General features: G+C 72.4%; 30 protein-coding genes. 8 read left to right on the top strand and 22 right to left on the bottom strand.

Annotated features, from left to right (window positions below; genetic code table 11):
• Window positions 1-102: 102 nt before the first annotated feature.
• The 11 genes from lgt to hisI all read right to left on the bottom strand — a co-directional run bounded on the left by lgt (window position 103) and on the right by hisI (window position 9,482).
• The gene (gene lgt, locus AC5677_RS10360) at window positions 103-1,239 is read right to left on the bottom strand and encodes a prolipoprotein diacylglyceryl transferase (protein WP_497194725.1); all 1,137 of its coding nucleotides are present in this window, start codon (window positions 1,237-1,239) and stop codon (window positions 103-105) included.
• Window positions 1,240-1,359: 120 nt separating this feature from the next.
• Window positions 1,360-2,223 (bottom strand): DsbA family protein, encoded by an 864-nt coding sequence (locus AC5677_RS10365; protein WP_497194726.1) that lies wholly within the window; start codon window positions 2,221-2,223, stop codon window positions 1,360-1,362.
• Between the two features lie 90 nt (window positions 2,224-2,313).
• Window positions 2,314-3,132: a tryptophan synthase subunit alpha gene (trpA, locus tag AC5677_RS10370; protein WP_497194727.1), complete on the bottom strand. Its 819-nt coding sequence runs from the start codon at window positions 3,130-3,132 to the stop codon at window positions 2,314-2,316.
• The gene (gene trpB, locus AC5677_RS10375; RefSeq protein ID WP_497194728.1) at window positions 3,132-4,412 is read right to left on the bottom strand and encodes a tryptophan synthase subunit beta; all 1,281 of its coding nucleotides are present in this window, start codon (window positions 4,410-4,412) and stop codon (window positions 3,132-3,134) included. The genes trpA and trpB overlap by 1 nt, the downstream gene beginning before the upstream one ends.
• 160 nt (window positions 4,413-4,572) lie before the next feature.
• A complete protein-coding gene (trpM, locus tag AC5677_RS10380; protein WP_403835080.1) occupies window positions 4,573-4,815 on the bottom strand; it encodes a tryptophan biosynthesis modulator TrpM in 243 nt (80 codons plus the stop codon).
• Window positions 4,816-4,840: 25 nt separating this feature from the next.
• Window positions 4,841-5,650 carry an indole-3-glycerol phosphate synthase TrpC gene (trpC, locus tag AC5677_RS10385; RefSeq protein ID WP_497194729.1) on the bottom strand — a complete coding sequence of 270 codons (810 nt, stop codon included), beginning with the start codon at window positions 5,648-5,650 and terminating at the stop codon, window positions 4,841-4,843.
• A gap of 187 nt (window positions 5,651-5,837) precedes the next feature.
• Entirely contained in the window at window positions 5,838-6,281 is a 444-nt protein-coding gene (locus AC5677_RS10390; RefSeq protein WP_497194730.1) for a DUF2752 domain-containing protein, read from the bottom strand.
• A 138-nt stretch (window positions 6,282-6,419) separates the two neighbouring features.
• Entirely contained in the window at window positions 6,420-6,665 is a 246-nt protein-coding gene (locus tag AC5677_RS10395) for an HGxxPAAW family protein (protein ID WP_497194731.1), read from the bottom strand.
• A gap of 82 nt (window positions 6,666-6,747) precedes the next feature.
• Window positions 6,748-7,401: a TIGR02234 family membrane protein gene (locus AC5677_RS10400; protein WP_497194732.1), complete on the bottom strand. Its 654-nt coding sequence runs from the start codon at window positions 7,399-7,401 to the stop codon at window positions 6,748-6,750.
• A 55-nt stretch (window positions 7,402-7,456) separates the two neighbouring features.
• On the bottom strand, window positions 7,457-8,992 hold the full coding sequence (locus AC5677_RS10405) for an anthranilate synthase component I (RefSeq protein WP_497194733.1): 1,536 nt from the start codon (window positions 8,990-8,992) through the stop codon (window positions 7,457-7,459).
• 124 nt (window positions 8,993-9,116) lie between these two features.
• Window positions 9,117-9,482 (bottom strand): phosphoribosyl-AMP cyclohydrolase, encoded by a 366-nt coding sequence (gene hisI / locus AC5677_RS10410; RefSeq protein WP_497194734.1) that lies wholly within the window; start codon window positions 9,480-9,482, stop codon window positions 9,117-9,119.
• A 94-nt stretch (window positions 9,483-9,576) separates the two neighbouring features.
• Here hisI and AC5677_RS10415 point away from each other — a divergent pair, with 94 nt between their 5' ends.
• Both AC5677_RS10415 and AC5677_RS10420 read left to right on the top strand, forming a co-directional pair.
• Window positions 9,577-9,726, top strand: a complete 150-nt coding sequence (locus tag AC5677_RS10415; RefSeq protein ID WP_497194735.1) for a hypothetical protein — start codon at window positions 9,577-9,579, stop codon at window positions 9,724-9,726.
• 46 nt (window positions 9,727-9,772) lie between these two features.
• Window positions 9,773-10,408 (top strand): TIGR03085 family metal-binding protein, encoded by a 636-nt coding sequence (locus tag AC5677_RS10420; RefSeq protein WP_497194736.1) that lies wholly within the window; start codon window positions 9,773-9,775, stop codon window positions 10,406-10,408.
• Window positions 10,409-10,419: 11 nt separating this feature from the next.
• Here AC5677_RS10420 and AC5677_RS10425 read toward each other — a convergent pair whose 3' ends face one another.
• The gene (locus AC5677_RS10425; protein ID WP_497194737.1) at window positions 10,420-11,319 is read right to left on the bottom strand and encodes a LysR family transcriptional regulator; all 900 of its coding nucleotides are present in this window, start codon (window positions 11,317-11,319) and stop codon (window positions 10,420-10,422) included.
• A gap of 95 nt (window positions 11,320-11,414) precedes the next feature.
• On the opposite strand from AC5677_RS10425, the gene AC5677_RS10430 reads away from it, so the two are divergent.
• Genes AC5677_RS10430 through AC5677_RS10440 form a run of 3 tightly spaced genes read left to right on the top strand, consistent with a single transcriptional unit; the run spans window position 11,415 to window position 14,888 of the window.
• Entirely contained in the window at window positions 11,415-12,122 is a 708-nt protein-coding gene (locus tag AC5677_RS10430; RefSeq protein ID WP_497194738.1) for a succinate dehydrogenase cytochrome b subunit, read from the top strand.
• Between the two features lies 1 nt (window position 12,123).
• Entirely contained in the window at window positions 12,124-14,109 is a 1,986-nt protein-coding gene (locus AC5677_RS10435) for a fumarate reductase/succinate dehydrogenase flavoprotein subunit (RefSeq protein WP_497194739.1), read from the top strand.
• 35 nt (window positions 14,110-14,144) lie between these two features.
• Entirely contained in the window at window positions 14,145-14,888 is a 744-nt protein-coding gene (locus AC5677_RS10440; protein ID WP_497196574.1) for a succinate dehydrogenase/fumarate reductase iron-sulfur subunit, read from the top strand.
• An 80-nt stretch (window positions 14,889-14,968) separates the two neighbouring features.
• Here the strand turns inward: AC5677_RS10440 and hisF are convergent, their stop codons facing one another.
• The 8 genes from hisF to hisD are packed head-to-tail and all read right to left on the bottom strand — an operon-like array spanning window position 14,969 to window position 20,760.
• Entirely contained in the window at window positions 14,969-15,724 is a 756-nt protein-coding gene (gene hisF / locus AC5677_RS10445; protein WP_497194740.1) for an imidazole glycerol phosphate synthase subunit HisF, read from the bottom strand.
• A 6-nt stretch (window positions 15,725-15,730) separates the two neighbouring features.
• On the bottom strand, window positions 15,731-16,153 hold the full coding sequence (locus AC5677_RS10450; protein WP_497194741.1) for a Rid family hydrolase: 423 nt from the start codon (window positions 16,151-16,153) through the stop codon (window positions 15,731-15,733).
• A 35-nt stretch (window positions 16,154-16,188) separates the two neighbouring features.
• Window positions 16,189-16,911, bottom strand: coding sequence for a bifunctional 1-(5-phosphoribosyl)-5-((5-phosphoribosylamino)methylideneamino)imidazole-4-carboxamide isomerase/phosphoribosylanthranilate isomerase PriA (gene priA, locus AC5677_RS10455; RefSeq protein WP_497194742.1), 723 nt, complete (start codon window positions 16,909-16,911; stop codon window positions 16,189-16,191).
• Window positions 16,912-16,916: 5 nt separating this feature from the next.
• Complete coding sequence (hisH, locus tag AC5677_RS10460) at window positions 16,917-17,564, bottom strand: imidazole glycerol phosphate synthase subunit HisH (protein WP_497194743.1); 648 nt, start codon at window positions 17,562-17,564, stop codon at window positions 16,917-16,919.
• Window positions 17,561-17,725, bottom strand: coding sequence for a CG2302 family histidine operon protein (locus AC5677_RS10465; protein WP_497194744.1), 165 nt, complete (start codon window positions 17,723-17,725; stop codon window positions 17,561-17,563). The genes hisH and AC5677_RS10465 overlap by 4 nt, the downstream gene beginning before the upstream one ends.
• Window positions 17,726-17,729: 4 nt before the next feature.
• The gene (gene hisB / locus AC5677_RS10470) at window positions 17,730-18,323 is read right to left on the bottom strand and encodes an imidazoleglycerol-phosphate dehydratase HisB (protein WP_403835125.1); all 594 of its coding nucleotides are present in this window, start codon (window positions 18,321-18,323) and stop codon (window positions 17,730-17,732) included.
• Window positions 18,320-19,426: a histidinol-phosphate transaminase gene (locus AC5677_RS10475; protein ID WP_497196575.1), complete on the bottom strand. Its 1,107-nt coding sequence runs from the start codon at window positions 19,424-19,426 to the stop codon at window positions 18,320-18,322. The genes hisB and AC5677_RS10475 overlap by 4 nt, the downstream gene beginning before the upstream one ends.
• Window positions 19,427-19,434: 8 nt before the next feature.
• Window positions 19,435-20,760: a histidinol dehydrogenase gene (gene hisD / locus AC5677_RS10480; protein ID WP_497194745.1), complete on the bottom strand. Its 1,326-nt coding sequence runs from the start codon at window positions 20,758-20,760 to the stop codon at window positions 19,435-19,437.
• 195 nt (window positions 20,761-20,955) lie between these two features.
• Here hisD and AC5677_RS10485 point away from each other — a divergent pair, with 195 nt between their 5' ends.
• The 3 genes from AC5677_RS10485 (at window position 20,956) to ybaK (ending at window position 23,989) form a co-directional block, all read left to right on the top strand.
• Entirely contained in the window at window positions 20,956-22,587 is a 1,632-nt protein-coding gene (locus AC5677_RS10485; protein WP_497194746.1) for an oxidoreductase, read from the top strand.
• 143 nt (window positions 22,588-22,730) lie between these two features.
• Window positions 22,731-23,477 (top strand): LON peptidase substrate-binding domain-containing protein, encoded by a 747-nt coding sequence (locus AC5677_RS10490; protein WP_497194747.1) that lies wholly within the window; start codon window positions 22,731-22,733, stop codon window positions 23,475-23,477.
• A 17-nt stretch (window positions 23,478-23,494) separates the two neighbouring features.
• Window positions 23,495-23,989 (top strand): Cys-tRNA(Pro) deacylase, encoded by a 495-nt coding sequence (ybaK, locus tag AC5677_RS10495; protein ID WP_497194748.1) that lies wholly within the window; start codon window positions 23,495-23,497, stop codon window positions 23,987-23,989.
• Between the two features lie 435 nt (window positions 23,990-24,424).
• Here the strand turns inward: ybaK and AC5677_RS10500 are convergent, their stop codons facing one another.
• Window positions 24,425-25,204 (bottom strand): ABC transporter permease, encoded by a 780-nt coding sequence (locus tag AC5677_RS10500; protein ID WP_497194749.1) that lies wholly within the window; start codon window positions 25,202-25,204, stop codon window positions 24,425-24,427.
• Between the two features lie 68 nt (window positions 25,205-25,272).
• Window positions 25,273-26,094, bottom strand: a complete 822-nt coding sequence (locus AC5677_RS10505; protein ID WP_497196576.1) for an ABC transporter permease — start codon at window positions 26,092-26,094, stop codon at window positions 25,273-25,275.
• Between the last annotated feature and the right edge of the window lie 15 nt (window positions 26,095-26,109).

Genomic DNA, 26,109 nt, shown 5'->3' on the forward strand with positions numbered 1-26,109 from the left:
CGCAGTCGTCGTCCTGGTCCTGGTACGACAAAGCGCCGGGCGGACCCGATACGTGTCGTACGTGTCGGGTCCGCCCGGCGCCGGTGGCGGCCGTCGGCCGCCTCAGGACTTCTTCGAGCCACCGCTCCCGGCCGGCGCGTCCGCGGCGTCCGCGGACTTCGCGTCGTCGCTCTTGCCCTTCGCCGGCTCCTCGGCGTCCCCGGCCTCGGACTCGGCCGCTGCCTTCGCATCGGGCGTCACCTCGGACTCGGCCGCGGGCTCGGCGTCGGCGTCGGACTCGGCCGCCGCCTCCTCCTTCTTCGCCCCGCCCGCCTTCTCGATGGACACCTTGGCGCCGTCCTCGGCATCGGACGTGGCGTCGTCCGCGCCCTTGGACGTGGCATCGTCCGCGCCCTCGTCCTCCGCGTCCTCCGCGGTCTGCGCGCCCGGCTCCACGACCGCTTCCCGGCCCGGCCGCAGCCTGGCCGAGACCACCAGGTAGACGACGGCCAGGACGAAGACGATCAGCGCGGTCCAGACGTTCAGCCGCAGGCCCAGGATGTGGTGCGCCTCGTCGACCCGCATGTACTCGATCCAGGCCCGGCCCGCGCAGTACGCGGCGACATACAGCGCGAAGGCCCGTCCGTGGCCGAGCCGGAAGCGCTTGTCGGCCCAGATCACCAGGGCCGCGACGCCCAGGCACCACAGGCACTCGTACAGGAAGGTCGGGTGGTAGGTGCCGCCGATGCGGCCGATCTCCGGGTCGGAGCTGATCTTCAGCGCCCAGGGCACATCGGTGGGCTTGCCGTAGAGCTCCTGGTTGAACCAGTTGCCCCAGCGGCCGATCGCCTGCCCGATGGCCAGGCCCGGTGCCAGCGCGTCGGCGTAGGCGGGCAGCGGGATACCGCGGCGGCGGCAGCCGATCCAGGCGCCCACCGCGCCGAGCGCGACCGCGCCCCAGATACCGAGGCCGCCCTGCCACACCTTGAAGGCGTCGAGGGGGTGTCCGTCGGGGCCGAAGTACGGCTCGTACGTCGTGATGACGTGGTAGAGGCGTCCGCCGACCAGCCCGAAGGGCACGGCCCAAACCGCGATGTCCGCGACGGTTCCGGAGCGGCCGCCGCGCTGGATCCAGCGCTTGTTGCCGAGCCAGACGCCGACGAAGACGCCGATGATGATGCAGAATGCGTAGCCGCGCAGCGGGATCGGGCCGAGATAGACGACACCGGTCGACGGGCTGGGAATGAATGCGAGGTCCATGGCAGGGTCGACGCTACCGCGCCGGGCGGGGTCGGCGACAACCACACCCGGCAACGGCTCCGTAACGACCCTGGCGTATCACGCCGTGACGGTGCGTGCCCGGCCTCCCGGGCACCCGCGCTACGACGGCGAGGCGCTCGGCTGCGGCTTCTGCGGCGACTGCGGTGACTGCGGTGACTGCGGTGATTGCTGCTTCCCCGGCTGCTTCCCCTTGTTGGCCTCCAGCACCAACTTCTTGAAGTCCGTCGCCGTGAGCCGGCCGCCCTTCTCCTTGGAGAGGTCCTTGCCGTTGAGGAGGACGGTGGGGGTGCCGCCGTATCCGGAGGTCGTGAAGGCCTTGTTGGACTTCCGGACGAAGCCTTCGTAACGGCCGTCGTCGACGCACTTGGTGAAGGCGGCGGACGGCAGTCCCTTCACCTTCCCGGCGAGCTGGAGCAGGTACTTCTTGTCGGCGAACCTGTCCTGCGGCTCCGGCGGCTGGTTCGCGTAGAGGACGTCGTGGTAGTCGCGGAACCGGCCGGCGTCCTGGGCGCAGAGAGCGGCGTTGGCGGCGGCCAGGGAGCCCTTGCCGCCGGTGTTGCCGTCGATGATCGTGGCGAGGTGGTACTCGATCTTGAGCTGGCCGGCGTCCTCCAGCTCGTGGAGGACCGGGCGGAAGCCGATCTCGAACTGCCGGCAGGCGGGGCAGCGGAAGTCCTCCCACACCGTGAGGGTGGAGGGGGCGTCCGGCGCGCCCACCGGGACGGCGGGCCGGTCGCCGCCGCTGGCCTGCTTGGGGCGGGCGGTTTCGTTGTCGCTGCTGCTGCCGCCGCCACCGGCGGTCGAGGCCCAGACGGCGATACCGCCGGCGAGGGCCAGCGCCGCCACCACCGATCCGGCGACGATCGCCTGGCGGCTCCGGCGGGCGCGTGCCTGCTCCTTCGCCCGCTGTGCCTGCAGCCGCTCGCGGGCGCTGCCCTTTGCATCATGATTCTTCTGGTTCACGCCACTGGACAACGAAGCGGAGGGGCACCGTCGCACCCCTCCGCACCGATGTTCGCCCTATCGAGGGACATCCTCGACGGGCGGACGGTCCTACGCGCGCCGGCGTACGCCCTCTGCCAGCTCGCCCGCCAGCGCCCGGACGCCGGTCAGACCGGCGTCAAGGTCGCCGTCCGCGGCCAGCAGGCGCTTGACGAACGCCGAGCCGACGATCACGCCGTCGGAGAACTGGGCGACCTCGGCGGCCTGTTCGGCGTTGGAGACGCCGAGGCCGACGCACACCGGCAGGTCGGTGGTGGCGCGGGTGCGCTCCACCAGCTCCTCGGCCTCGCGGCCGACCGAGGCGCGGGTGCCGGTGACGCCCATCAGGGATGCCGCGTAGACGAAGCCGCTGCCGGCCGCGGTGATCTTGGCCAGCCGCTCGTCCCGGCTGCTCGGCGCGACCACGAAGACGGTGGCCAGCCCGTGCTGCTCGGCGGCCTTGCGCCACACCTCGGACTCCTCGACCGGCAGGTCCGGCAGGATGCAGCCCGCGCCGCCCGCCTCGGCGAGGTCGGCGGCGAACCGCTCCACGCCGTAGGCGTCGACGGGGTTCCAGTAGGTCATGCACAGCACCGGCGCGCCGGTGGCGGCGTGCACGTCGCGGACCGTGCGGATGACGTCGACGATCTTGACGCCGCCGCGCAGCGCGATGTCGTCGGCGGTCTGGATCACCGGCCCGTCCAGGACCGGGTCGCTGTGCGGCAGGCCGACCTCGACGATGTCGCAGCCGCCGTCCAACATCTCGGTCATCGCCCGTACGCCGCCGTCGACGGTCGGGAAGCCGGCCGGGAGGTAGCCGACGAGGGCCGCGCGGCTTTCGGTGCGGGCCTGGGCCAGTACCGAGTTCAGGAGTTCCACGTTGCCCGCCATCACTTCTCCCCCTCGCCCATGGGCCGGACCGCGCCGTTCACATCGGCGCCGCCCTCGTCGTCGTACAGCCCGAAGTAGCGGGCGGCGGTGTCCATGTCCTTGTCGCCGCGGCCCGACAGGTTGACCAGCAGCAGGCCGTCGGGGCCCAGTTCGCGGCCGACCTCCAGGGCGCCGGCCAGCGCATGGGCGCTCTCGATGGCCGGGATGATGCCCTCGGTCTGCGACAGCAGCCGCAGTGCGCGCATCGCCTCGTCGTCGGTGACCGCGCGGTACTCGGCGCGGCCGGTGTCCTTGAGGTAGGCGTGCTCGGGGCCGATGCCGGGGTAGTCCAGGCCGGCCGAGATCGAGTACGGCTCGGTGATCTGGCCGTCCTCGTCCTGCAGGACGTACGACCGCGAGCCGTGCAGGATGCCGGGGGTGCCCTCGGTGAGGGTGGCCGCGTGCTCGCCGCTCTCGACGCCGTGGCCGCCCGGCTCGCAGCCGATCAGGCGGACGTCCGCGTCGGAGAGGAAGGCGTGGAAGAGGCCGATGGCGTTGGAGCCGCCGCCGACGCAGGCGATGGCGGCGTCCGGCAGGCGGCCCGCGCGCTCCAGGATCTGCCGCTTGGCCTCGACGCCGATGACCCGGTGGAAGTCGCGGACCAGGGCGGGGAAGGGGTGCGGGCCGGCGACCGTACCGAAGAGGTAGTGGGTGCGGTCGACGTTGGCGACCCAGTCGCGGAACGCCTCGTTGATGGCGTCCTTGAGGGTGCGGCTGCCGGACTTCACGGCGATGACGTCGGCGCCGAGCATCCGCATCCGGGCGACGTTGAGCGCCTGGCGCTGGGTGTCGATCTCGCCCATGTAGATGGTGCATTCGAGGCCGAAGAGGGCGCAGGCGGTGGCGGTGGCGACGCCGTGCTGGCCGGCGCCGGTCTCGGCGATGACCCGGGTCTTGCCCATGCGCTTGGTGAGCAGCGCCTGGCCCAGCACGTTGTTGATCTTGTGTGAGCCGGTGTGGTTGAGATCCTCGCGCTTGAGGAACACCCGGGCCCCGCCCGCGTGTTCGGCGAACCGCGGTACCTCGGTGAGCGCGCTGGGGCGCCCGGTGTAGTTGACCAGCAGGTCGTCGAGCTCGGCCGCGAACGCGGGGTCCGCCTTGGCCTTCTCGTACTCCGCGGCGACCTCGTCGACCGCGGCGACCAGCGCCTCGGGGATGAACTTGCCGCCGAAGGCACCGAAATAGCCTGCGGGGCTGGGCACCTGACCCTCGGGGTCGGGAATGAAGAACTCGGAGGACATCTGACGCACTCCTAGACCGGGGCACTCGCCCCGGGAATCCGGTTATGTCGGAATATGCGAAACGGGAAACTGAGAGATCACGGTAGGCGGCGCGCACGACAAGGGGTCGCTGCCGCCACGGAACGCATGAGGGTGTTCCGTGGCAAGGAGGGGCGACGCGTCAGCGCGCGGTCCGCTCCGGTCGCCATCGCCTGCCGTTGATCTGTCCCGGCTCGGATCCGATGTGATACCTGACCCGCCGTCCGTGCACCCGCCGCGCGGGCGCCCGGCAGCCCCGCGGCCGGCAGCCACGGCCCAGCGCCGGGTGCGGAACGCGGGCGGCCCCCGCCGCGGCGCGCACACCGGCCGGGCCCGGGTGTACTCCCCGGGCCGGGCGGCGGATGCCTGCGGCGGTGGCGGTCATGGCGTGTGTCGTCCCGTCCCGGCGCTCAGGACCGGCCGTGGCGGATCGCCGGGTGGGAGCCCGCGGCTACCAGGTCGGCGACCGCGGTCCTGGGGTTCTTGCCGGTGACCAGGGACTCGCCGACCAGGACGGCGTCCGCGCCGTCATTGGCGTAGGCGATCAGGTCGTGCGGACCGCGCACCCCGGACTCGGCGATCTTGACGATGTGGTCGGGGATCTCGGGAGCGACCCGGGCGAAGTTGCCGCGGTCGACCTCGAGGGTCTTCAGATCGCGGGCGTTGACGCCGATGATCCGGGCGCCGGCGTCCACCGCGCGGGCGACCTCCTCCTCGTCGTGCACCTCGACCAGCGGCGTCAGGCCGATCGACTCGGCCCGCTCGATGAGCGAGACCAGCGCCTCCTGCTCCAGCGCGGAGACGATCAGCAGCGCCAGGTCGGCGCCGTACGCGCGGGCCTCCCACAGCTGGTAGGCGGTGACGATGAAGTCCTTGCGCAGGACGGGGATGTCGACCTTGGCGCGGACCGCCTCCAGGTCGGCCAGCGAGCCGCCGAACCGGCGCTGCTCGGTCAGCACGGAGATGACGGCCGCACCGCCCGCCTCGTAGTCGGCGGCGAGCCCGGCCGGGTCGGCGATCGCGGCGAGCGCACCCTTGGACGGGCTGGAGCGCTTGACCTCGCAGATCACCGTGACGCTTTCGCCCTTGAGGGCCGCCACGCCGTCCTTGGCCGGCCGCGCCTTCTGGGCCCGCTCCTTGAGCTCGTCGAGGCTGACGTGGGCCTGCCGCTCTGCGAGGTCGGCGCGGACTCCGTCGATGATCTCGTCGAGCACACTCACGCGAGCGGCCTCCTTCTAGAACGGTGGGGGTGGACGGCGCCCCCTGATACGACCTGCCGTACGAGGTGCCGTCCCATCAGGCACTCCGATGGTATCCGCCATGGGGCGCAGGTTTCGCATCCGGTTGACGGTGGTCCCACCACCTGGACATCGGCCGGAATCCGGCTGCCGCCGTGCGCGCGCCCGGTCATGGCGTCAGGCCCGCGCCGAAGGGGAGGTTGCGTACGACCGTGAAGGCCAGCAGCAGGCCGCCGAGCGCCCACCAGTGGACGGCCCGCAGCTGCGGTCCCGCCGTGCGGCGGCCGCGGGCCGCGCGCAGCAGCCAGCGCCCCGCCAGGACCGCGAGAACGGCGTAGCCGGCCACCGCGAGCGCATTGGCGTGCAGGGCGGCGCCGAGGTCGCCGTGTGCGACGGCGTAGGCGCTGCGCAGGCCCCCGCAGGCCGGACAGGAAAGGCCGGTGAGGTGCCGCAGCGGGCAGACGGGGTAGTGGCCGGGCTCGTTCGGGTCGACGGCGCCGACCAGCGCGAAGGCGGCGGCGACGGCCGCGACGCCGCCCAGCGGCGCCGCGAGCCGTCGCGGCAGTCCGCCCGTCATCCGGGATCCGGCCACGGGATCGGTCACGGTGCCCATGGTGCCGCCGCATGCGCGAAGGCGCAGCTTCTCGGCCGCCGTACGGGGTGGACACGGACGGCGGGGTACGGCACCAGGGGTGCGTACGGGCCGGGAAGCGACGCCTTCGGAGGTACCGCGAGGGGGCGGGAGCGGTGGTCAGCTCTCCTGCGGCTGGGCCTGGGCCGCGGGGCGCACCTTGGCCGAGCGCTTGGGCTCGGAACCCATGCCGGCCATCTTCATCAGGCCGCCGGCCAGGGCACCCAGGCCGATCAGGGCGATGCCCGCCCAGAAGCCGGGGACGTTCGCCAGCACGATGAAGGCACCGGCGACGCAGAAGCCGATGAACGAGATGATGACGCCGGTCCAGGCGGCGGGGGTGTGTCCGTGGCCACTGCTCGACATGAGTGCTCCTCGTTGCTCTCTCGCGCCGGGGTCCGGGCGCGGTAATCGTCGTCCATTGTCACCGATGCCGGGGCAGGCACCGTTACCGGGTGGGGTCCTCGCCCCGGTCCAGGGACTTCCAGATCTCCTCCGGACGGTCCAGGTCCGGGGGCGCGGGCGCGCGCCGCGGACCGCGGGCGCCGTCCGGCGTGCGCTCGTACCGCCCCGACATTGCGGGCCAGTGGCGGCCGCGGAGCAGGGCGAGCAGTCCGGCGGTCAGCACCAGCAGACCGCCGGCCGCGGTCGCCCACGGCCAGGGGGTGTGCGTGATGTGATGCACATCGGTGCCGGCCAGACCGACCGCGGTGGAGGCCTTCTCGCGCAGCGCCGCGGTGTCGGCGTTGCCGAGCGCGGCGGCGACGGCGATGCCCAGGCCGCTGAGCGCGAGCAGTGCGGAGACCGCGATCCGGCCGGCCCGGCGGACCGCGAAGACGGCGACCAGCGCGGCGAGGCCGACGACGGCCAGCGCGCCGGGCACGCCGGTCACGTCGTTGCCGGTCACGCTGCGCGGCAGCGCGCCCTGGGCCAGGACGGCGCTGCCGGTGGCCCAGGTCCGGCCGGCGGCGAACAGCGTCAGCCCGGCGCCGGCCGCGCCGGCCGCCAGCGCGAGGGCGAGGCTTCGCCTGGCGCCGGGGGGCGCGACCGCCGGCGCGGGCGCGGGCGCGGCGTCTGTACGGGGCTGGGGTACGGCACTCACGCGTACCACTATCGCGCACCCGTCGACGGCGCCCGGCGCGCGGGGGTGCGGCGGGCTACTTGCCCAGGTGGTTGGCGGTGTGCACGGCCCGCAGCACCGCCGCCGCCTTGTTCCGGCACTCGGTGTCCTCGGCGAGCGGGTCGGAGTCGGCGACGATTCCGGCGCCCGCCTGGACGTAGGCGGTGCCGTCGCGCAGCAGCGCCGTACGGATCGCGATGGCGGTGTCGGAGTCCCCGGCGAAGTCCAGGTAGCCGACGCAGCCGCCGTACAGGCCGCGCTTCGTCGGCTCCAGCTCCTCGATGATCTGCATGGCGCGCGGCTTGGGCGCCCCGGAGAGGGTCCCGGCCGGGAAGCAGGCCGTCAGGACGTCGAAGGCGGTACGGCCCTCGGCGACCGTGCCCGTCACCGTCGAGACGATGTGCATGACGTGGCTGTAGCGCTCGACGGACATGAAGTCGACGACCTCGACGCTGCCGGGTTCGCAGACCCGGCCCAGGTCGTTGCGGCCCAGGTCGACCAGCATCAGGTGCTCGGCGCGCTCCTTGGGGTCGGCCATCAGCTCGTCGGCGAGGGCCTGGTCCTCCTGGACGGATGAGCCGCGCGGCCGCGTCCCGGCGATCGGATGCACCATCGCCCGGCCCCCCTCGACCTTCACCAGCGCCTCGGGGCTGGACCCCACGACGTCGAAGGCCTCGCCGTCCGCCCCCTCGAAGCGGAAGAGGTACATGTAGGGGCTGGGGTTGGTGGCCCGCAGCACGCGGTAGACGTCCAACGCGCTTGCCGCACAAGGGGTTTCGAAGCGCTGCGAGGGCACCACCTGGAAGGCCTCGCCGGCCCGGATGCGCTCCTTGATGTCCTCCACGGCGTCCTGGAAGGCGGGGCCGCCCCACTTGGCGGTGTACGACGGCACCTCGGACGGCGGCAGCGCGGCGGCGCCGGCGGGCGCGGGCCGGGCCAGGTCGTCGGCCATGGCGTCGAGGCGGGCCACCGCGTCCGCGTACGCCTCGTCGACGCCGGTCTCGAGGTCGTTGTGGTTGATCGCGTTGGCGATCAGCAGGACCGTGCCGTTCCAGTGGTCGAGGACCGCGAGGTCGGAGGTGAGCAGCATGGTCAGCTCGGGCAGCTTCAGCTCGTCCTCGGTGCTGTCGCCGATCTTCTCCAGGCGGCGCACGATGTCGTACCCGAGGTAGCCGACCATGCCGCCGGTGAACGGCGGCAGGCCCGCGCCCTCGACCAGGTCGTGCGGGGTGTGCAGCGCCTCGACGGTGGTCCGCAGCACGTCCAGGGGGTCGCCGTCGGTGGGTACGCCGACGGGCGGGGTGCCCAGCCAGTGGGCCTGTCCGTCGCGGGTGGTGAGCGTCGCGGCGCTGCGGACGCCGATGAAGGAGTACCGCGACCACGTGCGGCCGTTCTCCGCGGATTCGAGGAGGAAGGTGCCGGGGCGTTCGGCGGCGAGTTTGCGGTAGAGGCCGACCGGGGTGTCGCCGTCGGCGAGCAGGCGCCGGGTGACCGGGATGACCCGGCGGTCCTTCGCGAGGGTGCGGAAGTTCTCGAGGCCCGGAGTCGCGGTGCCGGTGGTTCCCGTGGTCATGGCGTCGGATCCTAGTGGTGCTCGGTGCGGTACGCGGGGCACGTCCGCCTGATGATCCACGGATGGCCCGGCCGCCCCTTGTGCCGGGCCCTTGGCCGGGCCCCTGGCCGGGCCCGTCGCCGGGTCAGTCCCGGGTGAGCAGGACGTCCGCGTCGAAGCAGGTGCGGTCGCCGGTGTGGCAGGCCGCGCCGATCTGGTCGACCTTCACCAGGATGGTGTCGGCGTCGCAGTCCAGGGCCACGGACCTGACGTGCTGGAAGTGCCCGGACGTGTCGCCCTTGACCCAGTACTCCTGGCGGCTGCGCGACCAGTACGTGCCGCGCCCGGTGGTGAGCGTGCGGTGCAGCGCCTCGTCGTCCATCCAGCCGAGCATCAGCACCTCGCCGGTGTCGTACTGCTGGGCGATGGCGGGGACCAGGCCGTCGGCGGCGCGCTTGAGGCGGGCGGCGATGGCGGGGTCCAGTGCGGAGGCGGTGACGCGGCTGCTCATGATTCCTATTGTGCCTGCCGCCGCCGGGGCGCCCCGCGCCGTCCCGGGCCGCCGTGCGGGGCGGGGCATCCGCCGGGTACGGCATTCTGCTCCTATGCCTCCGCCGTCCCCGCCGCCGTCGCCGCCGCCCCCGCCGCCGGACCCGGACCGGGCGGCGCGGGTCGCGGTGCGGGTGCTGGTGTCGGTGTTCCTGGCCGCGGTGGCGGTCGCGGTGGTGCTGGTGGTGCTGGCCCGGGGGCGCTGAGTGCGGCGCCGTGGCAGTGCGGGGGCCGCGGTCGTAGGGTGGCCGTATGTCGACCCATGCGAAGCGTGAACGGCTCCTTCTCGCCGATCTGTTGGAGAGCGCGGGACCGGAGGCGCCGACGCTGTGCGAGAACTGGACGGCGCGGGATCTGGCCGCGCATGTGGTGGTGCGCGAGCGGCGCGCGGACGCGGCGGGCGGGATTCTCGTCAAGCCGCTGGCCCCGCGGCTGGAGCGGGTGCAGGCGGAGTTCGCGGCCAAGCCGTACGAGGAACTGATCCAGCTGATCCGGACGGGGCCGCCGCGGTTCTCGCCGTTCGCCCTGAAGCAGATCGACGAGGCGTCCAACACCGTGGAGTTCTTCGTCCACGCCGAGGACGTGCGGCGGGCGCAGCCGGACTGGACCCCCCGGGAGCTGGACCCGGTCTTCTCCGATGCGCTGTGGTCGCGGATCGAGAAGATGGCGCGGGTGCTGGGGCGCAAGGCGCCGGTCGGGCTGGTGCTGCGGCGGCCGGACGGGCAGACGGCGGTGGCGCACAAGGGCACGCCGGTGGTGACGGTCACCGGGCAGCCGGGTGAGCTGACGATGTTCGCGTTCGGCCGGCAGGCGGTGGCCGATGTGGAGCTCGACGGGGACAAGGACGCGGTGGAGCAACTGCGGTCGGCGAAGCAGCTGGGGGTCTAGCGGCGGGATCCTCAGGGCGCCCCGAGGCCGAGGTGTGCCAGGAGGATCCGCTCCAGTTCGCGGGCGGCGCGGGGCGGGGAGACATCGCCGCGGTGGGCCACCGAGACGACGCGGTGCATGCCGGGGGTGGCGAAGCGGGTGACGCGCAGTCCGGAGCGTTCGGCGACCATGCTCGGGACGACGGCGATGCCCAGCCCCGCCCGGACGAATCCGAGGACGGCGTCCATCTCGCCGCCCTCGACGGTGAAGGTGGGCTCGAAGCCAGCCGCCCGGCAGGCCGCGGTGGTGAATTCCCGCAGGTCGTAGCCGCGGCGGAACATCGCCAGGGGGCGGCCGCGGAGATCTTCGACGCGGATGCGGGTGCGGCGGCCGGCCACCGGGGCGGGGCGGTCGGGGGCGGAGACCACGACGAGCTCCTCCCGCAGCAGGTCGGAGGTGGTCAGCGCGGGGGCCTGGACCGGCAGCGGGGTGATGATCAGGGCGAGGTCGAGTGCGCCGTCGGCCAGGGCGCGGACGAGGTCCTGGGAGCCGTCCTCGGTGACGATCAGATCGACGCCCGGGTAGGTGGCGTGGAAGGCGCTCAGCACGTCCGGGACGAGGCTGGCGCAGAGGCTGGGCGGGGCGCCGAGGCGGAGCCGGCCGCGGCGGAGCTGGGCGACCTCCTGGACCTCGCGGCGGGCGGTCTCGGTGTCGGCGAGGATGCGGCGGGCCAGCGGCAGCAGGGTCTCGCCCGCGTCGGTGAGGGTGATGTGGCCGCGGGCGCGGTGGAAGAGTTCGGCGCCCAACTCCCGTTCCAGGGCCCGGATCTGCTGGGAGAGGGAGGGCTGGGCGACGTGTTCGCGCTCGGCGGCGCGGGTGAAGTGGCGGGTGTCCGCGACGGCCGTGAAGTAGCGGAGCTGTTGCAGCTGCATAAGGGGAATATAAGGCAGCGATAGTTCTGGCCTATGGAGATGAGCCGGAGCATGTCTTGGACTGATGGCCGGATACGTCCCTACCGTCGGGACTCATGGCAGCACTGGACACTCGGACGGACCGACGGCCGTCCTTCGCGGCCCTCCTGTGGGGCTCGACCGTCGGCAAGAAGACGGCCATGGCCGTCAGCGGCATCGTGATGCTGCTGTATCTGGTCGTCCACATGCTGGGCAACCTCAAGATCTTCTTCGGGGCCGGGGACTTCGACGCGTACGCCGCCTGGCTGCGCACCATCGGCGAGCCGTTCCTGCACCACGAGTGGTTCCTGTGGATCGCGCGGGTGGTGCTGGTCGTGGCCGTGGTGACGCATGCGGTGGCGGCGTACCAGCTCAGCCGCCGCGATATCGCCGCCCGTCCCGTGAAGTACGCGCACAAGCGGAAGCGCGCCTCCTACGCCACCCGCACGATGCGCTGGGGCGGCATCATCCTCGGCCTGTTCATCGTCTGGCACATCCTGGACCTGACGACGCTGACGGTGAACCCGCACGCCGAGGCCGGCCACCCGTACGCGAACGTCGTCGCGACCTTCTCCACCTGGTACGGCGATGTGATCTACATCGTCGCGATGCTCGCGCTGGGCCTGCACATCCGGCACGGCTTCTGGAGCGCCGCGCAGACCCTCGGTGCCGGCAGCGCCGCCCGGGACCGCGTGCTGAAGACCACCGCCACCGTCCTCGCGCTGCTGCTGACGGCGGGTTTCATCTCCGTACCCGTCGCCGTCATGACCGGATTGGTGAGCTGACGTGACCGCATACACCGACTACGCGACCGGCGCCCCGGTCGTCGACACCAAGGCCCCCAAGGGCCCGATAGCCGAGCGCTGGGACACCCGCCGCTTCGAGGCGAAGCTGGTCAACCCGGCCAACCGGCGCAAGCACACCGTGATCGTCGTCGGCACCGGCCTGGCGGGCGGCGCGGCGGGCGCCACGCTCGCCGAACAGGGCTATCACGTCGTGCAGTTCTGCTACCAGGACTCGCCGCGCCGGGCCCACTCCATCGCCGCGCAGGGCGGCATCAACGCCGCCAAGAACTACCGCAACGACGGCGACTCCATCCACCGGCTGTTCTACGACACCGTCAAGGGCGGCGACTTCCGGGCGCGCGAGTCCAATGTGCACCGGCTGGCGCAGGTCTCCGTGGAGATCATCGACCAGTGTGTGGCGCAGGGTGTGCCGTTCGCCCGCGAGTACGGCGGGCTGCTCGACACCCGCTCGTTCGGCGGCGTGCAGGTCTCCCGTACGTTCTACGCCCGCGGCCAGACGGGTCAGCAGCTGCTGCTCGGCGCCTACCAGGCGCTGTCGCGGCAGATAGCCGCCGGCACCGTCGAGATGCATCCGCGTACCGAGATGCTGGACCTGATCGTGGTGGACGGGCGGGCCCGCGGGATCGTCGCCCGCGACCTGATCACCGGGAAGATCGACACCTACTTCGCCGATGCGGTGGTGCTGGCCTCCGGCGGCTACGGCAACGTCTTCTACCTCTCCACCAACGCCATGAACTCCAATGCGACCGCCGTCTGGCGGGCGCACCGGCGCGGCGCGTACTTCGCCAACCCCTGCTTCACCCAGATCCACCCGACCTGCATCCCGCGCACCGGCGACCACCAGTCCAAGCTGACGCTGATGAGCGAGTCGCTGCGCAACGACGGCCGCATCTGGGTGCCGAAGGCCAAGGGCGACGCGCGGTCGCCGAAGGACATTCCCGAGGACGAGCGCGACTACTACCTGGAGCGCATCTACCCCTCCTTCGGCAACCTGGTGCCGCGTGACATCGCATCCCGGGCGGCGAAGAACGTGTGCGACGAGGGGCGCGGGGTCGGCCCCGGCGGCCAGGGCGTCTACCTCGACTTCGCGGATGCCATCGCGCGGATGGGCCGCAAGGCCGTCGAGGCGAAGTACGGCAATCTCTTCGACATGTACGCCCGGATCACCGATGAGGACCCGTACGAGGTCCCGATGCGGATCTACCCGGCCGTGCACTACACGATGGGCGGTCTGTGGGTCGACTACGACCTCCAGACCACCGTCCCCGGCCTGTTCGCGATCGGGGAGGCCAACTTCTCCGACCACGGCGCCAACCGCCTCGGCGCCTCCGCCCTGATGCAGGGCCTGGCCGACGGCTACTTCGTGCTGCCCTCGACGATCAACGACTATCTCGCCCGCCATCCGCACAAGGACGAGGTCGACGCCGGTCATCCGGAGGCGGTGGCGGCCGTGCGGGAGACCGAGGAGCGGCTCGCCAGGCTGCTGGCCGTGGACGGGGACCGTACGCCCGACTCCTTCCACCGCGAGATCGGTGAACTCATGTGGGAGTACTGCGGGATGGCCCGTACCGACGAGGGGCTGCGCAAGGCCCTCGAGCGGATTCCGGGGATCCGCGAGGAGTTCTGGCGGCGGATCAAGGTCCCGGGCACCGGCGAGGAGTTCAACCAGTCGCTGGAGAAGGCCAACCGCGTCGTGGACTACCTGGAGCTCGCGGAGCTGATGTGCCTCGACGCGCTGCACCGGGCGGAGTCCTGCGGCGGCCACTTCCGCACGGAGTCCCAGACCCCGGACGGCGAGGCCGCCCGCCGCGACGAGGAGTTCTCGTACGTGGCCGCCTGGGAACACGGGGGGTCCGGGGGTCGTCCCCCGGGAGAGCACAGCACCGCCACCGGCGGCGCTCCCACCCTCCACAAGGAAGACCTCCTCTTCGAGTACGTCCACCCCACCCAGCGGAGCTACGCATGACCGCCGTCTCCCGGGGGGCGACCCCCGCAGCCACGATGTCCCTCACCCTGCGCGTCTGGCGTCAGAAGAACGCCGATGCCCCGGGCACCATGTCCACGTACGAGGTGGACGGCATCTCCCCGGACATGTCGTTCCTGGAGATGCTCGACACCCTCAACGAGTCGCTGATCCTCGGCGGTGAGGACCCGGTCGCCTTTGACCACGACTGCCGCGAGGGGATCTGCGGTGCGTGCAGCCTCGTCATCAACGGCGATGCGCACGGCCCGGAGCGGACCACGACCTGCCAGCTGCACATGCGGGCGTTCTCCGACGGCGACACGATCGACATCGAGCCCTGGCGGGCGTCGGCGTTCCCGGTCGTCAAGGACCTGGTGGTGGACCGTTCCGCCTTCGACCGGATCATCCAGTCCGGCGGCTACATCACCGCCCCCACCGGCGCCGCCCCCGAGGCGCACGCCACCGCCGTGCCCAAGCCGACCGCCGACGCCGCCTTCGAGCACGCCGAGTGCATCGGCTGCGGGGCCTGCGTGGCGGCCTGCCCCAACGGCTCGGCGATGCTGTTCACCTCGGCGAAGGTCAACCATCTCAATGTGCTGCCGCAGGGCTCGCCGGAACGCGAGTCGCGTGTGGTGGACATGGTCGGGCAGATGGACGACGAAGGCTTCGGCGGCTGCACGCTCGCCGGCGAGTGCGCCACGGCCTGCCCCAAGGGCATTCCGCTGTTCAGCATCACCAGGATGAACCGCGAGTTCGTCCGGGCGGCGCGCAAGCGGGGGTAAGGGGCCGACGGCAACAGGGGGGCGTCACCGCGGTGCGGTGGCGCCCCCTGTTGCCGTTTTGCCGTATTGCCGTTCCGGACCTAGCGCACCGGGTGACCCGCGTCCCGCAGGGCGCCCTTGACGTCCCCGATCCGCAGATCGCCGAAGTGGAAGACGGAGGCGGCCAGCACCGCGTCCGCGCCCGCCGCCACCGCGGGGGCGAAGTGGTCCAGCTTGCCGGCGCCGCCGGAGGCGATGACCGGGATGGTGACGTGCTTGCGGACGGCCTCGATCATCTCGACGTCGTAGCCGTCCTTGGTGCCGTCGGCGTCCATGGAGTTGAGCAGGATCTCGCCGGCGCCGAGTTCGGCGGCGCGGTGCGCCCATTCGACGGCGTCGATGCCGGCGGAGCGGCGGCCGCCGTGCGTGGTGACCTCGAAGGAGCCCGATGCCGTACGGCGGGCGTCGACCGAGAGGACCAGGACCTGGCTGCCGAAGCGTTCGGCGATCTCGCGGATCAGGTCGGGGCGGGCGATGGCGGCGGTGTTCACGCCGACCTTGTCGGCGCCCGCGCGCAGCAGCTTGTCGACGTCCTCGGTGGTGCGGACGCCGCCGCCGACGGTGAGCGGGATGAAGACCTGCTCGGCGGTGCGGCGGACCACGTCGTAGGTGGTCTCGCGGTTGCCGGAGGAGGCGGTGATGTCGAGGAAGGTCAGCTCGTCGGCGCCCTCGTCCCCGTAGATCTTGGCCATTTCGACGGGGTCGCCCGCATCGCGCAGGTTCTGGAAATTGACGCCCTTGACGACCCGGCCGTTATCGACGTCCAGGCAAGGGATGACGCGGACCGCCAGGGTCATTGCTGTTCAGGCCTCTCTGAAGGGTGTGGGGTCCGAGGGCTGTGGGACCTCTCGGAAGGCTTCCAGCTCTACTTCCACCAGGACGCGGGAGTCGACGAAGCCGGAGACCACGACCAGGGTCGTGGCGGGCGGAGCGGCGTCGAAGATCTCCTTGTGGGCGCGGGCGGCCGCGTCCACATCGCGCAGATGGGTCAGATACATCCGGGTGCGCAGGACGGCGGCGGCGTCGAGCCCGAAGGGCTTCAGGGCCGCCAGCGCGTTGGCGAAGGCGGCCCTGGTCTGTTCGTACGGGTCGCCCTCGCCCTGGAGTACGCCGTTGACCAGTGGCATCGTGCCGGCGACCAGGACGCGGTCGCCGGCCGCCACGGCGCGCGCATATCCGATGGTCGCTTCCCAGGGGCTGTCGGTCCGTACGCGCTCGATGGTCATCACGCCGCCTTTCCGTACGCGCCGCCACGACGCGGCTACGACACTGCTGCCAGGGCCTCTTCGAGGGTGAAGGCCTTTGCGTAGAGCGCCTTGCCGACGATGGCGCCCTCGACACCTTCCGGCACCAGGGTCGCAAGTGCCCGCAGGTCATCGAGGGAGGAAACGCCGCCGGAGGCCACCACCGGGCGGTCGGTGGCCTTGCAGACGTTCCGCAGCAGCTCCAGGTTGGGGCCCTGGAGGGTGCCGTCCTTGTTGATGTCGGTGACGACGTAGCGGGCGCAGCCCTCGGAGTCCAGGCGGGTCAGCGTCTCGTAGAGGTCGCCGCCGTCGCGGGTCCAGCCGCGGCCGCGCAGCGTCGTGCCGCGGACGTCCAGGCCGACCGCGATCTTCTCGCCGTGCTCGGCGATGATCTTGGCGACCCAGTCGGGGTTCTCCAGGGCCGCGGTGCCGATGTTGACGCGGGTGCAGCCGGTGGCGAGGGCGGCGGCGAGGGAGTCGTCGTCGCGGATGCCGCCGGACAGCTCGACCTTGATGTCCATGGAGCGCGCGACCTCGGCGATCTGCGTGCGGTTGTCGCCGGTGCCGAAGGCGGCGTCGAGGTCGACGAGGTGCAGCCATTCGGCGCCGGCCCGCTGCCAGGCGAGGGCCGCCTGGAGCGGGTCGCCGTAGGAGGTCTCGGAGCCGGACTCGCCGTGCACCAGGCGCACGGCCTGGCCGTCGCGGACGTCGACGGCGGGCAGCAGTTCAAGCTTGTTCACAGCACTCACAGCGTTTCGATCCAGTTGGTCAGGAGCTGGGCACCGGCGTCGCCGGACTTCTCGGGGTGGAACTGCGTGGCCCACAGCGGGCCGTTCTCGACGGCGGCCACGAACCGCTCACCGTGCGTGGCCCAGGTGACCTTCGGCGCGGTGAGGGCGGGGTTGCCGATCTCCAGCTCCCAGTCGTGCACCGCGTAGGAGTGCACGAAGTAGTAGCGCGCGTCGTCGGGCCGGCCGGCGAAGAGCCGCGACCCCTCAGGGGCGTCGACGGTGTTCCATCCCATGTGCGGGACGACGTCGGCCTTGAGCGGGCCGACCGTGCCGGGCCATTCGTCCAGGCCCTCGGTCTCGACGCCGTGCTCGATGCCGCGGGCGAAGAGGATCTGCATGCCGACGCAGATGCCCATGACGGGGCGGCCGCCGGACAGCCGGCGGCCGACGATCCAGTCGCCGCGGGCGTCCTTGAGCCCCTGCATGCAGGAGGCGAAGGCGCCGACGCCGGGGACGAGGAGGCCGTCGGCGTTCATGGCGGTGTCGTAGTCACGGGTGATCTCGACGTCCGCGCCGACGTGCGCCAGGGCGCGCTCGGCGGAGCGGATGTTGCCGAAGCCGTAGTCGAAGACGACGACCTTCTTGCGGGATGCGGCGGTCAATTCCACACCTCCAGCCGGAGCACGCCCGCGGCCAGGCACATCGCGGAGCCGAGGGCGAGCACGGTGATGATGCTCTTGGGCAGCTGCTGCTTCCAGAAGGAGTAGACGCCGCCCAGGAGGAAGAGGCCGAGGAGGATGAAGACTGTCGACAGACCGTTCACGGTGCTACAGGGCTCCCTTGGTGGAGGGGAGGATGCCGGCCGCGCGGGGGTCGCGCTCGCTGGCGTAGCGCAGCGCGCGGGCCAGCGCCTTGAACTGGCACTCCACGATGTGGTGGGCGTTGCGGCCGTAGGGGACGTGGATGTGCAGCGCGATCTGGGCCTGGGCGACGAACGACTCGAAGATGTGCCGGGTCATCGTCGTGTCATAGCTGCCGATCATCGGCGCGATGTTTTCCGGCTCGGTGTGGATCAGGTACGGGCGGCCGGAGAGGTCGACGGTGACCTGGGCGAGCGACTCGTCCAGCGGGACGGTGCAGTTGCCGAAGCGGTAGATGCCGACCTTGTCGCCGAGGGCCTGCTTGAAGGCGGCGCCCAGGGCGAGGGCGGTGTCCTCGATGGTGTGGTGGGTGTCGATGTGCAGATCGCCGTCGGTCTTGACCTTGAGGTCGAACAGACCGTGCCGGCCGAGCTGGTCGAGCATGTGGTCGTAGAAGCCGACCCCGGTCGAGACATCGACCTGTCCGGTGCCGTCGAGGTCGATCTCGACGAGGACGGTGGTCTCCTTGGTCGTGCGCTCCACGCGTCCGACGCGGTTCATGCGCTCTGCTCCTTCTTCAGTTCACGGACCGCGTCGAGAAACGCGTCGTTTTCCGCCGGGGTGCCGGCGGTGACCCGCAGCCATCCCGGTACGCCGTTGTCCCGGACCAGGACGCCCCGGTCGAGGATCTTCTGCCATGCCACGTGCGCGTCGTCGAAGCGGCCGAACTGGACGAAGTTGGCGTCCGACTGCGTCACGTCGTAGCCGATCGCGCGCAGTTCGTTCACCAGCCTGTCGCGTTCCTGCTTGAGCTGGTCGACGTACTTGAGCAGCGTGTCGGTGTGCTCCAGCGCGGCGAGCGCGGTGGCCTGGGTGACGGCCGAGAGGTGGTAGGGCAGCCGTACGAGCTGCACGGCGTCGACGACCGCCGGGTCGGCGGCGAGGTAGCCCAGGCGCAGCCCGGCCGCGCCGAACGCCTTCGACATCGTGCGCGAGATGACCAGATGCGGCCGTCCGTCGAGCAGCGACAGCAGCGAATCGCCGTGGCTGAACTCGATGTACGCCTCGTCGACCACGACCAGCGACGGCCGGGCCGCCTGGGCCGCGTCGTACAGGGCGAGGACCGCTTCGGCCGGGACGGCGTTGCCGGTGGGGTTGTTGGGGGTGGTGATGAAGACGACGTCGGGGCGGTGCTCGGCGATGGCCGCCTTCGCCGCCGGCACGTCGATGGTGAAGTCGTCGTGGCGCGGGCCGGAGATCCAGCCCGTGCCCGTACCCCGCGCGATCAGCGCGTGCATGGAGTACGAGGGCTCGAAGCCGATGGCCGTGCGCCCGGGGCCGCCGAAGGTCTGCAGCAGCTGCTGGATGACCTCGTTGGAGCCGTTGGCGGCCCAGACCTGCTCCTTGGTGACCTCGTGACGGGCGGTACGGGAGAGGTAGCGGGCCAGCTCGGTGCGCAGCTCGACCGCGTCCCGGTCGGGGTAGCGGTTGAGCTGCCGGGCGGCCTCGGTCACCCGCTCGGCGATCCGCCGGACCAGCGGTTCGGGGAGCGGGTAGGGGTTCTCGTTGGTGTTCAGGCGTACGGGGACGTCCAGCTGCGGGGCGCCGTAGGGCGACTTGCCGCGCAGTTCGTCCCGGATGGGGAGGTCGTCGATCCTGGTCACGTGCTGACTCACTTGCTCTGCGGGACCTTCCAGTCGAACCGTGCCTTGATCGCCGCGCCGTGCGCCGGAAGGTCCTCGGCCTCGGCGAGGGTCACCACGTGGTGGGCGACCTCGGCCAGCGCGTCGCGGGTGTAGTCCACGACGTGGATGCCGCGCAGGAAGGACTGCACGGACAGCCCGGAGGAGTGGCAGGCGCAGCCGCCGGTGGGCAGGACGTGGTTCGAGCCTGCGCAGTAGTCGCCGAGGGAGACGGGGGCGTAGGGGCCGACGAAGATCGCGCCGGCGTTGCGGACCCGGGCGGCGACGGCGGAGGCGTCGGCGGTCTGGATCTCGAGGTGCTCGGCGCCGTAGGCGTCGACGACCCGCAGGCCCTCGTCGATGCCGTCGACGAGGACGATGGCGGACTGCCGGCCGGAGAGCGCCGGGTTGATCCGGTCCTCGACGTGCCTGGTGGCCGCGATCTGCGGGGCCAGTTCCTTCTCGGTCGCCTCGGCCAGCTCGACGGAGTCGGTGACCAGGACGGCGGCGGCCATCGGGTCGTGCTCGGCCTGGCTGATCAGGTCGGCGGCGACGTGCGCCGGGTCGGCGGTGTCGTCGGCGAGGATGGCGATCTCGGTGGGCCCGGCCTCGGCGTCGATGCCGATACGGCCCTTGAGCAGGCGCTTGGCGGCGGCGACGTAGATGTTGCCGGGGCCGGTGACGAGGTTGGCGGGCGGGCACTCCGGGGTGCCGTAGGCGAACATCGCGATGGCCTGGGCGCCGCCGGCCGCGTAGACCTCGTCGACGCCGAGCAGGGCGCAGGTGGCGAGGATGGTGGGGTGCGGCAGGCCGCCGAATTCCGCCTGGGGCGGGGAGGTGACGGCGAGGGAGGCGACGCCGGCCTCCTGGGCGGGGACGACGTTCATGACGACGGACGAGGGGTAGACCGAGCGGCCACCGGGGACGTAGAGGCCCACGCGCTCGACCGGCACCCAGCGTTCGGTGACCGTGCCGCCGGGGACGACCTTGGTGGTGTGGTCGGTGCGGCGCTGCGCGCGGTGGACGGTCCGGGCGCGCCGGATGGACTCCTCCAGGGCGGCGCGGACGGCCGGGTCCAGCTCGTCGAGGGCCTTGGTGAGCTCCTCGGCGGGGACGCGTACCCGCTCGATCTCGACGCCGTCGAACCGCCGCGCGTAGTCGATCAGCGCCGCGGTGCCGCGATGGCGTACGTCCTCGCAGATGGGCCGCACCTTCTCCAGGGCGGCTTCCACGTCGAACTCGGCACGGGGCAGCAGGTCGCGCAGGGCGCCGCCCTCGGGGAGGGCGTCACCGCGCAGATCGATTCGGGAGATCACCCTCCCAGTGTCTCAGACCCGATCTCGGGCCCGGCCGCCCGTATCACTCAGTGATACACAGCCAGGCAGGGGCCGGACGCCCGTGCGACCGGCTGGTACCGGCCGTGTGAAGTTGACCGGAGTTGGACCTCACCGCGCGTGTTCAACCGATCACCCAGCGGGCAAGGGGTCCGTACAGGCGTACGGCAACACGGGATGTACGGGGGCAAAGAAAGGGGGACACACGTGACCGAGCCCGGCGACGGCGACGCGCCCGCCGACCTGCAGCTGACCTCTGCGGAGTGGAGCATGTGGCAGGCCTTCCGCAACGGCAGCACCTGCGATCTGCACATCGGCGATCCGGCCCGCGACGATCCGCACGGACAGCATCTGTGGGGCCCCGAGCGGCGGGTGCGGGCCCGCGTGGTGGCGCTGCTGCTCCTGGAGGGGCCGGTGGCGCAGCCGGGGCGGGTCTCCGCGCTCAAGCTCACCGGTGCGTACATCACGGACACTCTCGACCTTGCGGGCGGCACGATCAAGCCATTCGTGGAGCTGCGGGACTGCCGCTTCGAGGCCGAGGTGGTACTGCCGGAGAGCCGGTTCACCACGCTGCGGCTGGTGAACTGCGCGATACCCCGGCTGGAGGCCGCCCGGCTGCAGACCGAGGGTGATCTGCATCTGCCGCGCTGCGTGGTGCAGAACGGCATCCGGCTCACGGACGCACACATCGGCACGGACCTGATGCTCAATCAGGTGGTGGCGCACAAGGACCGCCAGGGCCGCTCGATCATGGCCGACGGGCTGACCGTCGCCCAGGACCTGCAGGCCGAGATGATGGAGTCCTACGGCGAGCTGTCGCTGCGCGGCGCCACCATCGGGGTGTCGCTGAGCCTGCGCGGCAGCCGGCTGAGCAACCCGTTCGGCCGCCGGGCGCTGAACGCCCCCCAGCTGACCGTCGAACGCACCCTCCATCTGACCGCCGCGGGCCTGGCGAACTCCCCGTTCTCCAGCGGCGCCACTCCCCCGTACGGCATCGGCCACACCCCCTCCCGCGGCACGCGGATGCAGCGCTTCGAGTGCGAGGGCGGGATGCGGCTGGACGACGGGCGGTTCGGCGACGCGGTCGACATCGAGCACGCCCGGTTCCTGATGGAGTCCGACCAGGAGCTGTCGCTGCGCCGCATCCAGACGCCCGAACTGCGGTTCCTGTGCGAGCGCCCGCAGCGCGGCCGGGTGATCCTCTCCGGCGCCCGGGTCGTCAATCTCGTCGACAAGTCGGCGAGCTGGCCGGGCCTGGGCGGGCTGTGGATGGCCGGCTTCGCCTACGAGACGCTGATCCCGCGCGGCCACTTCCCGCTGGCGCTGCGGCTGCAGTGGGTGGCCGCGGCGACGCCCGAGTACGCGCCCGAGCCGTACGAGATGCTGGCGGCCTCACTGCGCGCCAGCGGTGAGGACGCCGACGCCCGGGAGGTACTGCTGGCCAAGCAGCGGCGCCGCCGGGAGACGCTGCCGCTGGCGGCGAAGACGTGGGGCGTGCTGCAGGACTGGACGGTGGCGTACGGCTACCGCCCGGGGCGGGCCGCGGTGTGGATGGCGATCCTGTGGGCGATCGGCACGGTCTATTTCTCGGAGAATCCGCCGCCGCCGCTCAAGGCGGGCGAGACCCCGCCGTGGAATCCGTATCTCTACGCCCTCGACCTGCTGCTGCCGGTGATCGACCTCAACCAGGGCGCGGCCTGGAAGCCGGGCGGCGGGGCGCAGTGGGCGGCGGCGGTGCTGATCCTGGCGGGCTGGGTGCTGGCGACGACGGTGGCGGCGGGCGCGTCGCGGCTGCTGCGACGGCAATGATCCCGTACGGCGGGTGGGCCGGGGCAGGAGCCGTTGGTGGCTCCGCCCGGTGGTCGGGGAATGCTTTCGCCTCCCGGCCGGGGCGTGCCAATGCGCCCCCGGGGTGATGGCCCGGCCGGCCACAGGCTCTAGGCTTACCCGCTGTGACCTCCGTGCGCCTGCCGCTCTTCCCGCTCAACTCGGTGCTGTTCCCGGGACTCGTTCTCCCGCTGAACGTCTTCGAGGCGCGGTACCGAGCGCTGATGCGCGACCTGGCCGACCGGCCCGAGGACGAGCGCCGCTTCGCGGTGATCGCCATCCGGGACGGCCGCGAGGTCGCGCCCACCGCACAGGGCATGCCGGACGCCACGCTGCCGACCGCCGAGGGGCCCGCGGCGGGCTTCGGCGACGATCCGATGCAGGCGTTCCACACGGTGGGCTGCATCGCGGACGCGGCCACCATCCGCGCCAAGTCGTCCGACGACGACACCGGCTACGAGGTGCTGGCCACCGGCACCACCCGCTTCCGGCTGCGGTCGGTGGACGCCTCCGGGCCGTATCTGACGGCCGAGACGGACGAGCTGGACGAGGACCACGGCGAGGGTGCGGGCGCGCTCGCCTCGGGCGTCGTACGGGCCTTCCGCACCTATCAGAAGCGGCTGGCCTGGGCGAACGAGCGGACCCTGTCGAGCGGCCAGGACCTGCCGGCCGACCCTTCGGTGCTGTCGTACCTGGTCGCCGCGGCGGCGGTGCTGGACGTGCCCGCCAAGCAGCGGCTGCTGGAGGCCCCGGACACCGCGGCCCGCCTGACCCAGGAGCTGACGCTACTGCGCCAGGAGTCGGCGCTGCTCGGTAAGCTCCCGTCGCTGCCGGCGGTGGATCTGACGCGGCAGCCGACCAGCCCGAACTGACGCGAGGCACGAAGACGTTGGCGAAGAAGTCCAAGAAGTCCGCCGGAACCCCCGCGACGGTCGCCCTCACCGAGGCCGGCGTCGCCTTCACCACGCACTCCTACGCGCACGACCCGGCCGTCGCCTCGTACGGCGAGGAGGCCGCCGAGGCGCTCGGGGTCGCGCCGGAGCAGGTGTTCAAGACGCTGCTCGCGGAGGTCGACGGCACCCTGACAGTGGCCGTGGTGCCGGTGTCCGGCTCGCTGGATCTCAAGGCGCTGGCGGCCGCGGTGGGCGGCAAGCGCGCCGCGATGGCGGATCCGGCCGCGGCCGAGCGCAGTACGGGGTACGTCCTGGGCGGGATCTCTCCGCTCGGGCAGCGCAAGCGGCTGCGGACGGTCGTGGACGCGTCGGCCGAGGGCCGGGCCACGGTCTGTGTCTCGGCGGGGCGGCGCGGCCTGGAGGTCGAGCTGGCGCCCGGGGACCTGGTGGCGCTCACCGGGGCGCTGCTCGCGCCGATCGCCCGCGGGTGACCGCGGTCCGGCGGCGTGGCCGATAAGAGCCGTACACCCGGTCCGTAAGCCTTTACGGCCGTCTCCTCCTCGGCTACTACGACCGGGAGAGCGGTCGACCGGACCGGGGAGGAGACCCGCCATGTCGAAACGGACCCGCAAGCGCAAATGGCGCATCCGCAAGCACCGCGCCAACCACGGGCGAAAGCCGGCGTAGCGCGCCGGCCGGCCGCGGACCGGCGGGCCGGCCGACCGGCGGGCTGACCGACTGGCCGACCGGCTTCGTCGAGTGGCCGGCTCACCGGTCGGCCAACCGGTCGGCTTACCGGTCGGCTCGTCGGCCGGCTCACAGGGCCCGCCCGCCGCGGCGGCACTCGGGAATACCTCCCCGGCCCCGCCGCGTTGTGGCCCCGCAGGGGGCCCTCGCGACCCTTAGGGGATCTGTTCCCCCGCCCCCTAGGAGCCCGCAGGCCCCTGCCCGTGCCGGCCGTGCTCCTGCTCATTCCGCTCGGGCTCGTGCTCATGCCGCTCGTGCTCGTGCTCGTGCTGCTCGTGCTCGTGCCGCTCGGGCCCCTGCGCGTAGTGAGCGGACCAGTCCGGGTGCGGCGGCTCCGGGTCGCGCGGGCCGAACAGGCCGCTCAGCGCGAGCTGGGCCAGCATCGCCGCGACCGGCCAGGCCAGCAGCGCGCCCTTGGCGCCCAGCTGCAGCGGACCGTCGAAGGTGACGCCGGGCCCGACCTGCCGGGCGTGGACGGCGACATCGGCGGTGGGTCCCAGCCACATCCCGGTCTGCCAGCCCAGCACGGCGCCGAGCAGCCCGCCGAGGGCCAGCGCCACCACCAGCGGGATTCCGCCACGCCGGCGGAAGCGGAAGACCACCGCCGCGGTGAGCAGCCCGAAGCCGAGGGCCAGCAGCACAAAGGTGCCGTCCGCGCCGATCGCCTCCTCGCCCTCGGTGTTCTTGAGGTAGACGGCCTTGGTGTCGGAGATCAGCGGGGTGTGCGGGGCGAGCCAGTTCCACAGGACGCCGAGCAGCAGGCCGCACACGGCGACAAGGAGCGCGATCACCGCGGCCTCGCGCAGTTCACGGACGAGTCCGGGGCCGGCGTCGACGGCGGTGGCCCCGTGGTGGGCGGCGGGCGCGGCCCAGGGGTTGTCCGGCCCGTCGCTCCCCTGCCGGTCGTGCTGCGGTTCGTCGGGCGGTTGGTTGTCGCGTGGCGTCAGCGGTGCGGTCACCCTGTCATCGTGCCAGGTCGGCGTGGTGGGGCGGGAAGAGGGACGCCCATGAGGGCCGGCCGTGTCCGTCATCGGGCCGCGGCGCGGCGGTATGCCCAGGTCGCGACGGCCAGCGAGAGGACGCCGACGGCGGCGCAGACGCCGAGGTCGGCGCCGACGGCCGGCCAGTCGGGGCGGGCCGCGTAGCTCCGGGTCAGCGCCTCCACCCCGTACGTCGAGGGCAGCAGATCGCGGGCCCAGCCGACCACCGGGGGCATGCCGTCGGGCGGCAGGACGCCGAGCAGCAGCGCCGCCGACATGCCCAACTGGCCGCAGAGCGTGGCGATTTCCTGGCGCGGGGCGAGCAGTCCGCAGGCGGCACCGAGGCCGGAGAGCGCCGCTCCGGACAGCGGGATGACGGCGGCCAGCACCCACAGATGGGCCATCGGCAGCTGGAAGAGGAGGCCGCCGGCGAGCGCGGTGACGACGGCGCCGGGCACGGTGAAGGAGGCGTAGGCGGCGGCCGCGCCCAGCACCACGGCGGCCGGCGGCACCGGCAGCGTCGCGTAGTGGTCGAGGCCGCCGCTCGCCCGTAGCTGGCCGAAGTACTGGGCGAGCAGGTTCAGCGCCACGAAGGCCACGACCAGCACGCTCGCGCCGGAGACCACGGACCGGGCCGCGGTGCCGCCGTCGACCACCCCACGCATCATGATCATGATGCCGACGGACTGGAAGGTGGCGACGAACAGCAGCGGGATCCGGGCGACCCGGGCGCGGGAGAGCTGGGCGCGGTAGACGGCGCCGAGCGCGGGGAGCATCCGGGCGCGCGGCGCCAGCGGGGCGGGCGCCTCGTCCTCGGGCCACGTGCCGGTGCCCGGGGATGCCCCGGGCACGGCCTGCGTGGGAACCACACTCACGCCCTCACC

The organism is Streptomyces sp. JLSY215, assembly GCF_059682825.1.

Coding starts and splice junctions, on each gene's coding strand:
- lgt (WP_497194725.1), bottom strand. CDS start 1,239: ATGGACCTCGCATTCATTCCCAGCCCGTCGACCGGTGTCGTCTATCTC.
- trpA (WP_497194727.1), bottom strand. CDS start 3,132: ATGGCGGGCAACGTGGAACTCCTGAACTCGGTACTGGCCCAGGCCCGC.
- trpB (WP_497194728.1), bottom strand. CDS start 4,412: ATGTCCTCCGAGTTCTTCATTCCCGACCCCGAGGGTCAGGTGCCCAGC.
- trpM (WP_403835080.1), bottom strand. CDS start 4,815: ATGACCGCCACCGCCGCAGGCATCCGCCGCCCGGCCCGGGGAGTACAC.
- AC5677_RS10390 (WP_497194730.1), bottom strand. CDS start 6,281: ATGGGCACCGTGACCGATCCCGTGGCCGGATCCCGGATGACGGGCGGA.
- AC5677_RS10395 (WP_497194731.1), bottom strand. CDS start 6,665: ATGTCGAGCAGTGGCCACGGACACACCCCCGCCGCCTGGACCGGCGTC.
- AC5677_RS10405 (WP_497194733.1), bottom strand. CDS start 8,992: ATGACCACGGGAACCACCGGCACCGCGACTCCGGGCCTCGAGAACTTC.
- hisI (WP_497194734.1), bottom strand. CDS start 9,482: ATGAGCAGCCGCGTCACCGCCTCCGCACTGGACCCCGCCATCGCCGCC.
- AC5677_RS10415 (WP_497194735.1), top strand. CDS start 9,577: ATGCCTCCGCCGTCCCCGCCGCCGTCGCCGCCGCCCCCGCCGCCGGAC.
- AC5677_RS10420 (WP_497194736.1), top strand. CDS start 9,773: ATGTCGACCCATGCGAAGCGTGAACGGCTCCTTCTCGCCGATCTGTTG.
- AC5677_RS10425 (WP_497194737.1), bottom strand. CDS start 11,319: ATGCAGCTGCAACAGCTCCGCTACTTCACGGCCGTCGCGGACACCCGC.
- AC5677_RS10430 (WP_497194738.1), top strand. CDS start 11,415: ATGGCAGCACTGGACACTCGGACGGACCGACGGCCGTCCTTCGCGGCC.
- AC5677_RS10440 (WP_497196574.1), top strand. CDS start 14,145: ATGTCCCTCACCCTGCGCGTCTGGCGTCAGAAGAACGCCGATGCCCCG.
- hisF (WP_497194740.1), bottom strand. CDS start 15,724: ATGACCCTGGCGGTCCGCGTCATCCCTTGCCTGGACGTCGATAACGGC.
- AC5677_RS10450 (WP_497194741.1), bottom strand. CDS start 16,153: ATGACCATCGAGCGCGTACGGACCGACAGCCCCTGGGAAGCGACCATC.
- hisB (WP_403835125.1), bottom strand. CDS start 18,323: ATGAACCGCGTCGGACGCGTGGAGCGCACGACCAAGGAGACCACCGTC.
- AC5677_RS10485 (WP_497194746.1), top strand. CDS start 20,956: ATGTACGGGGGCAAAGAAAGGGGGACACACGTGACCGAGCCCGGCGAC.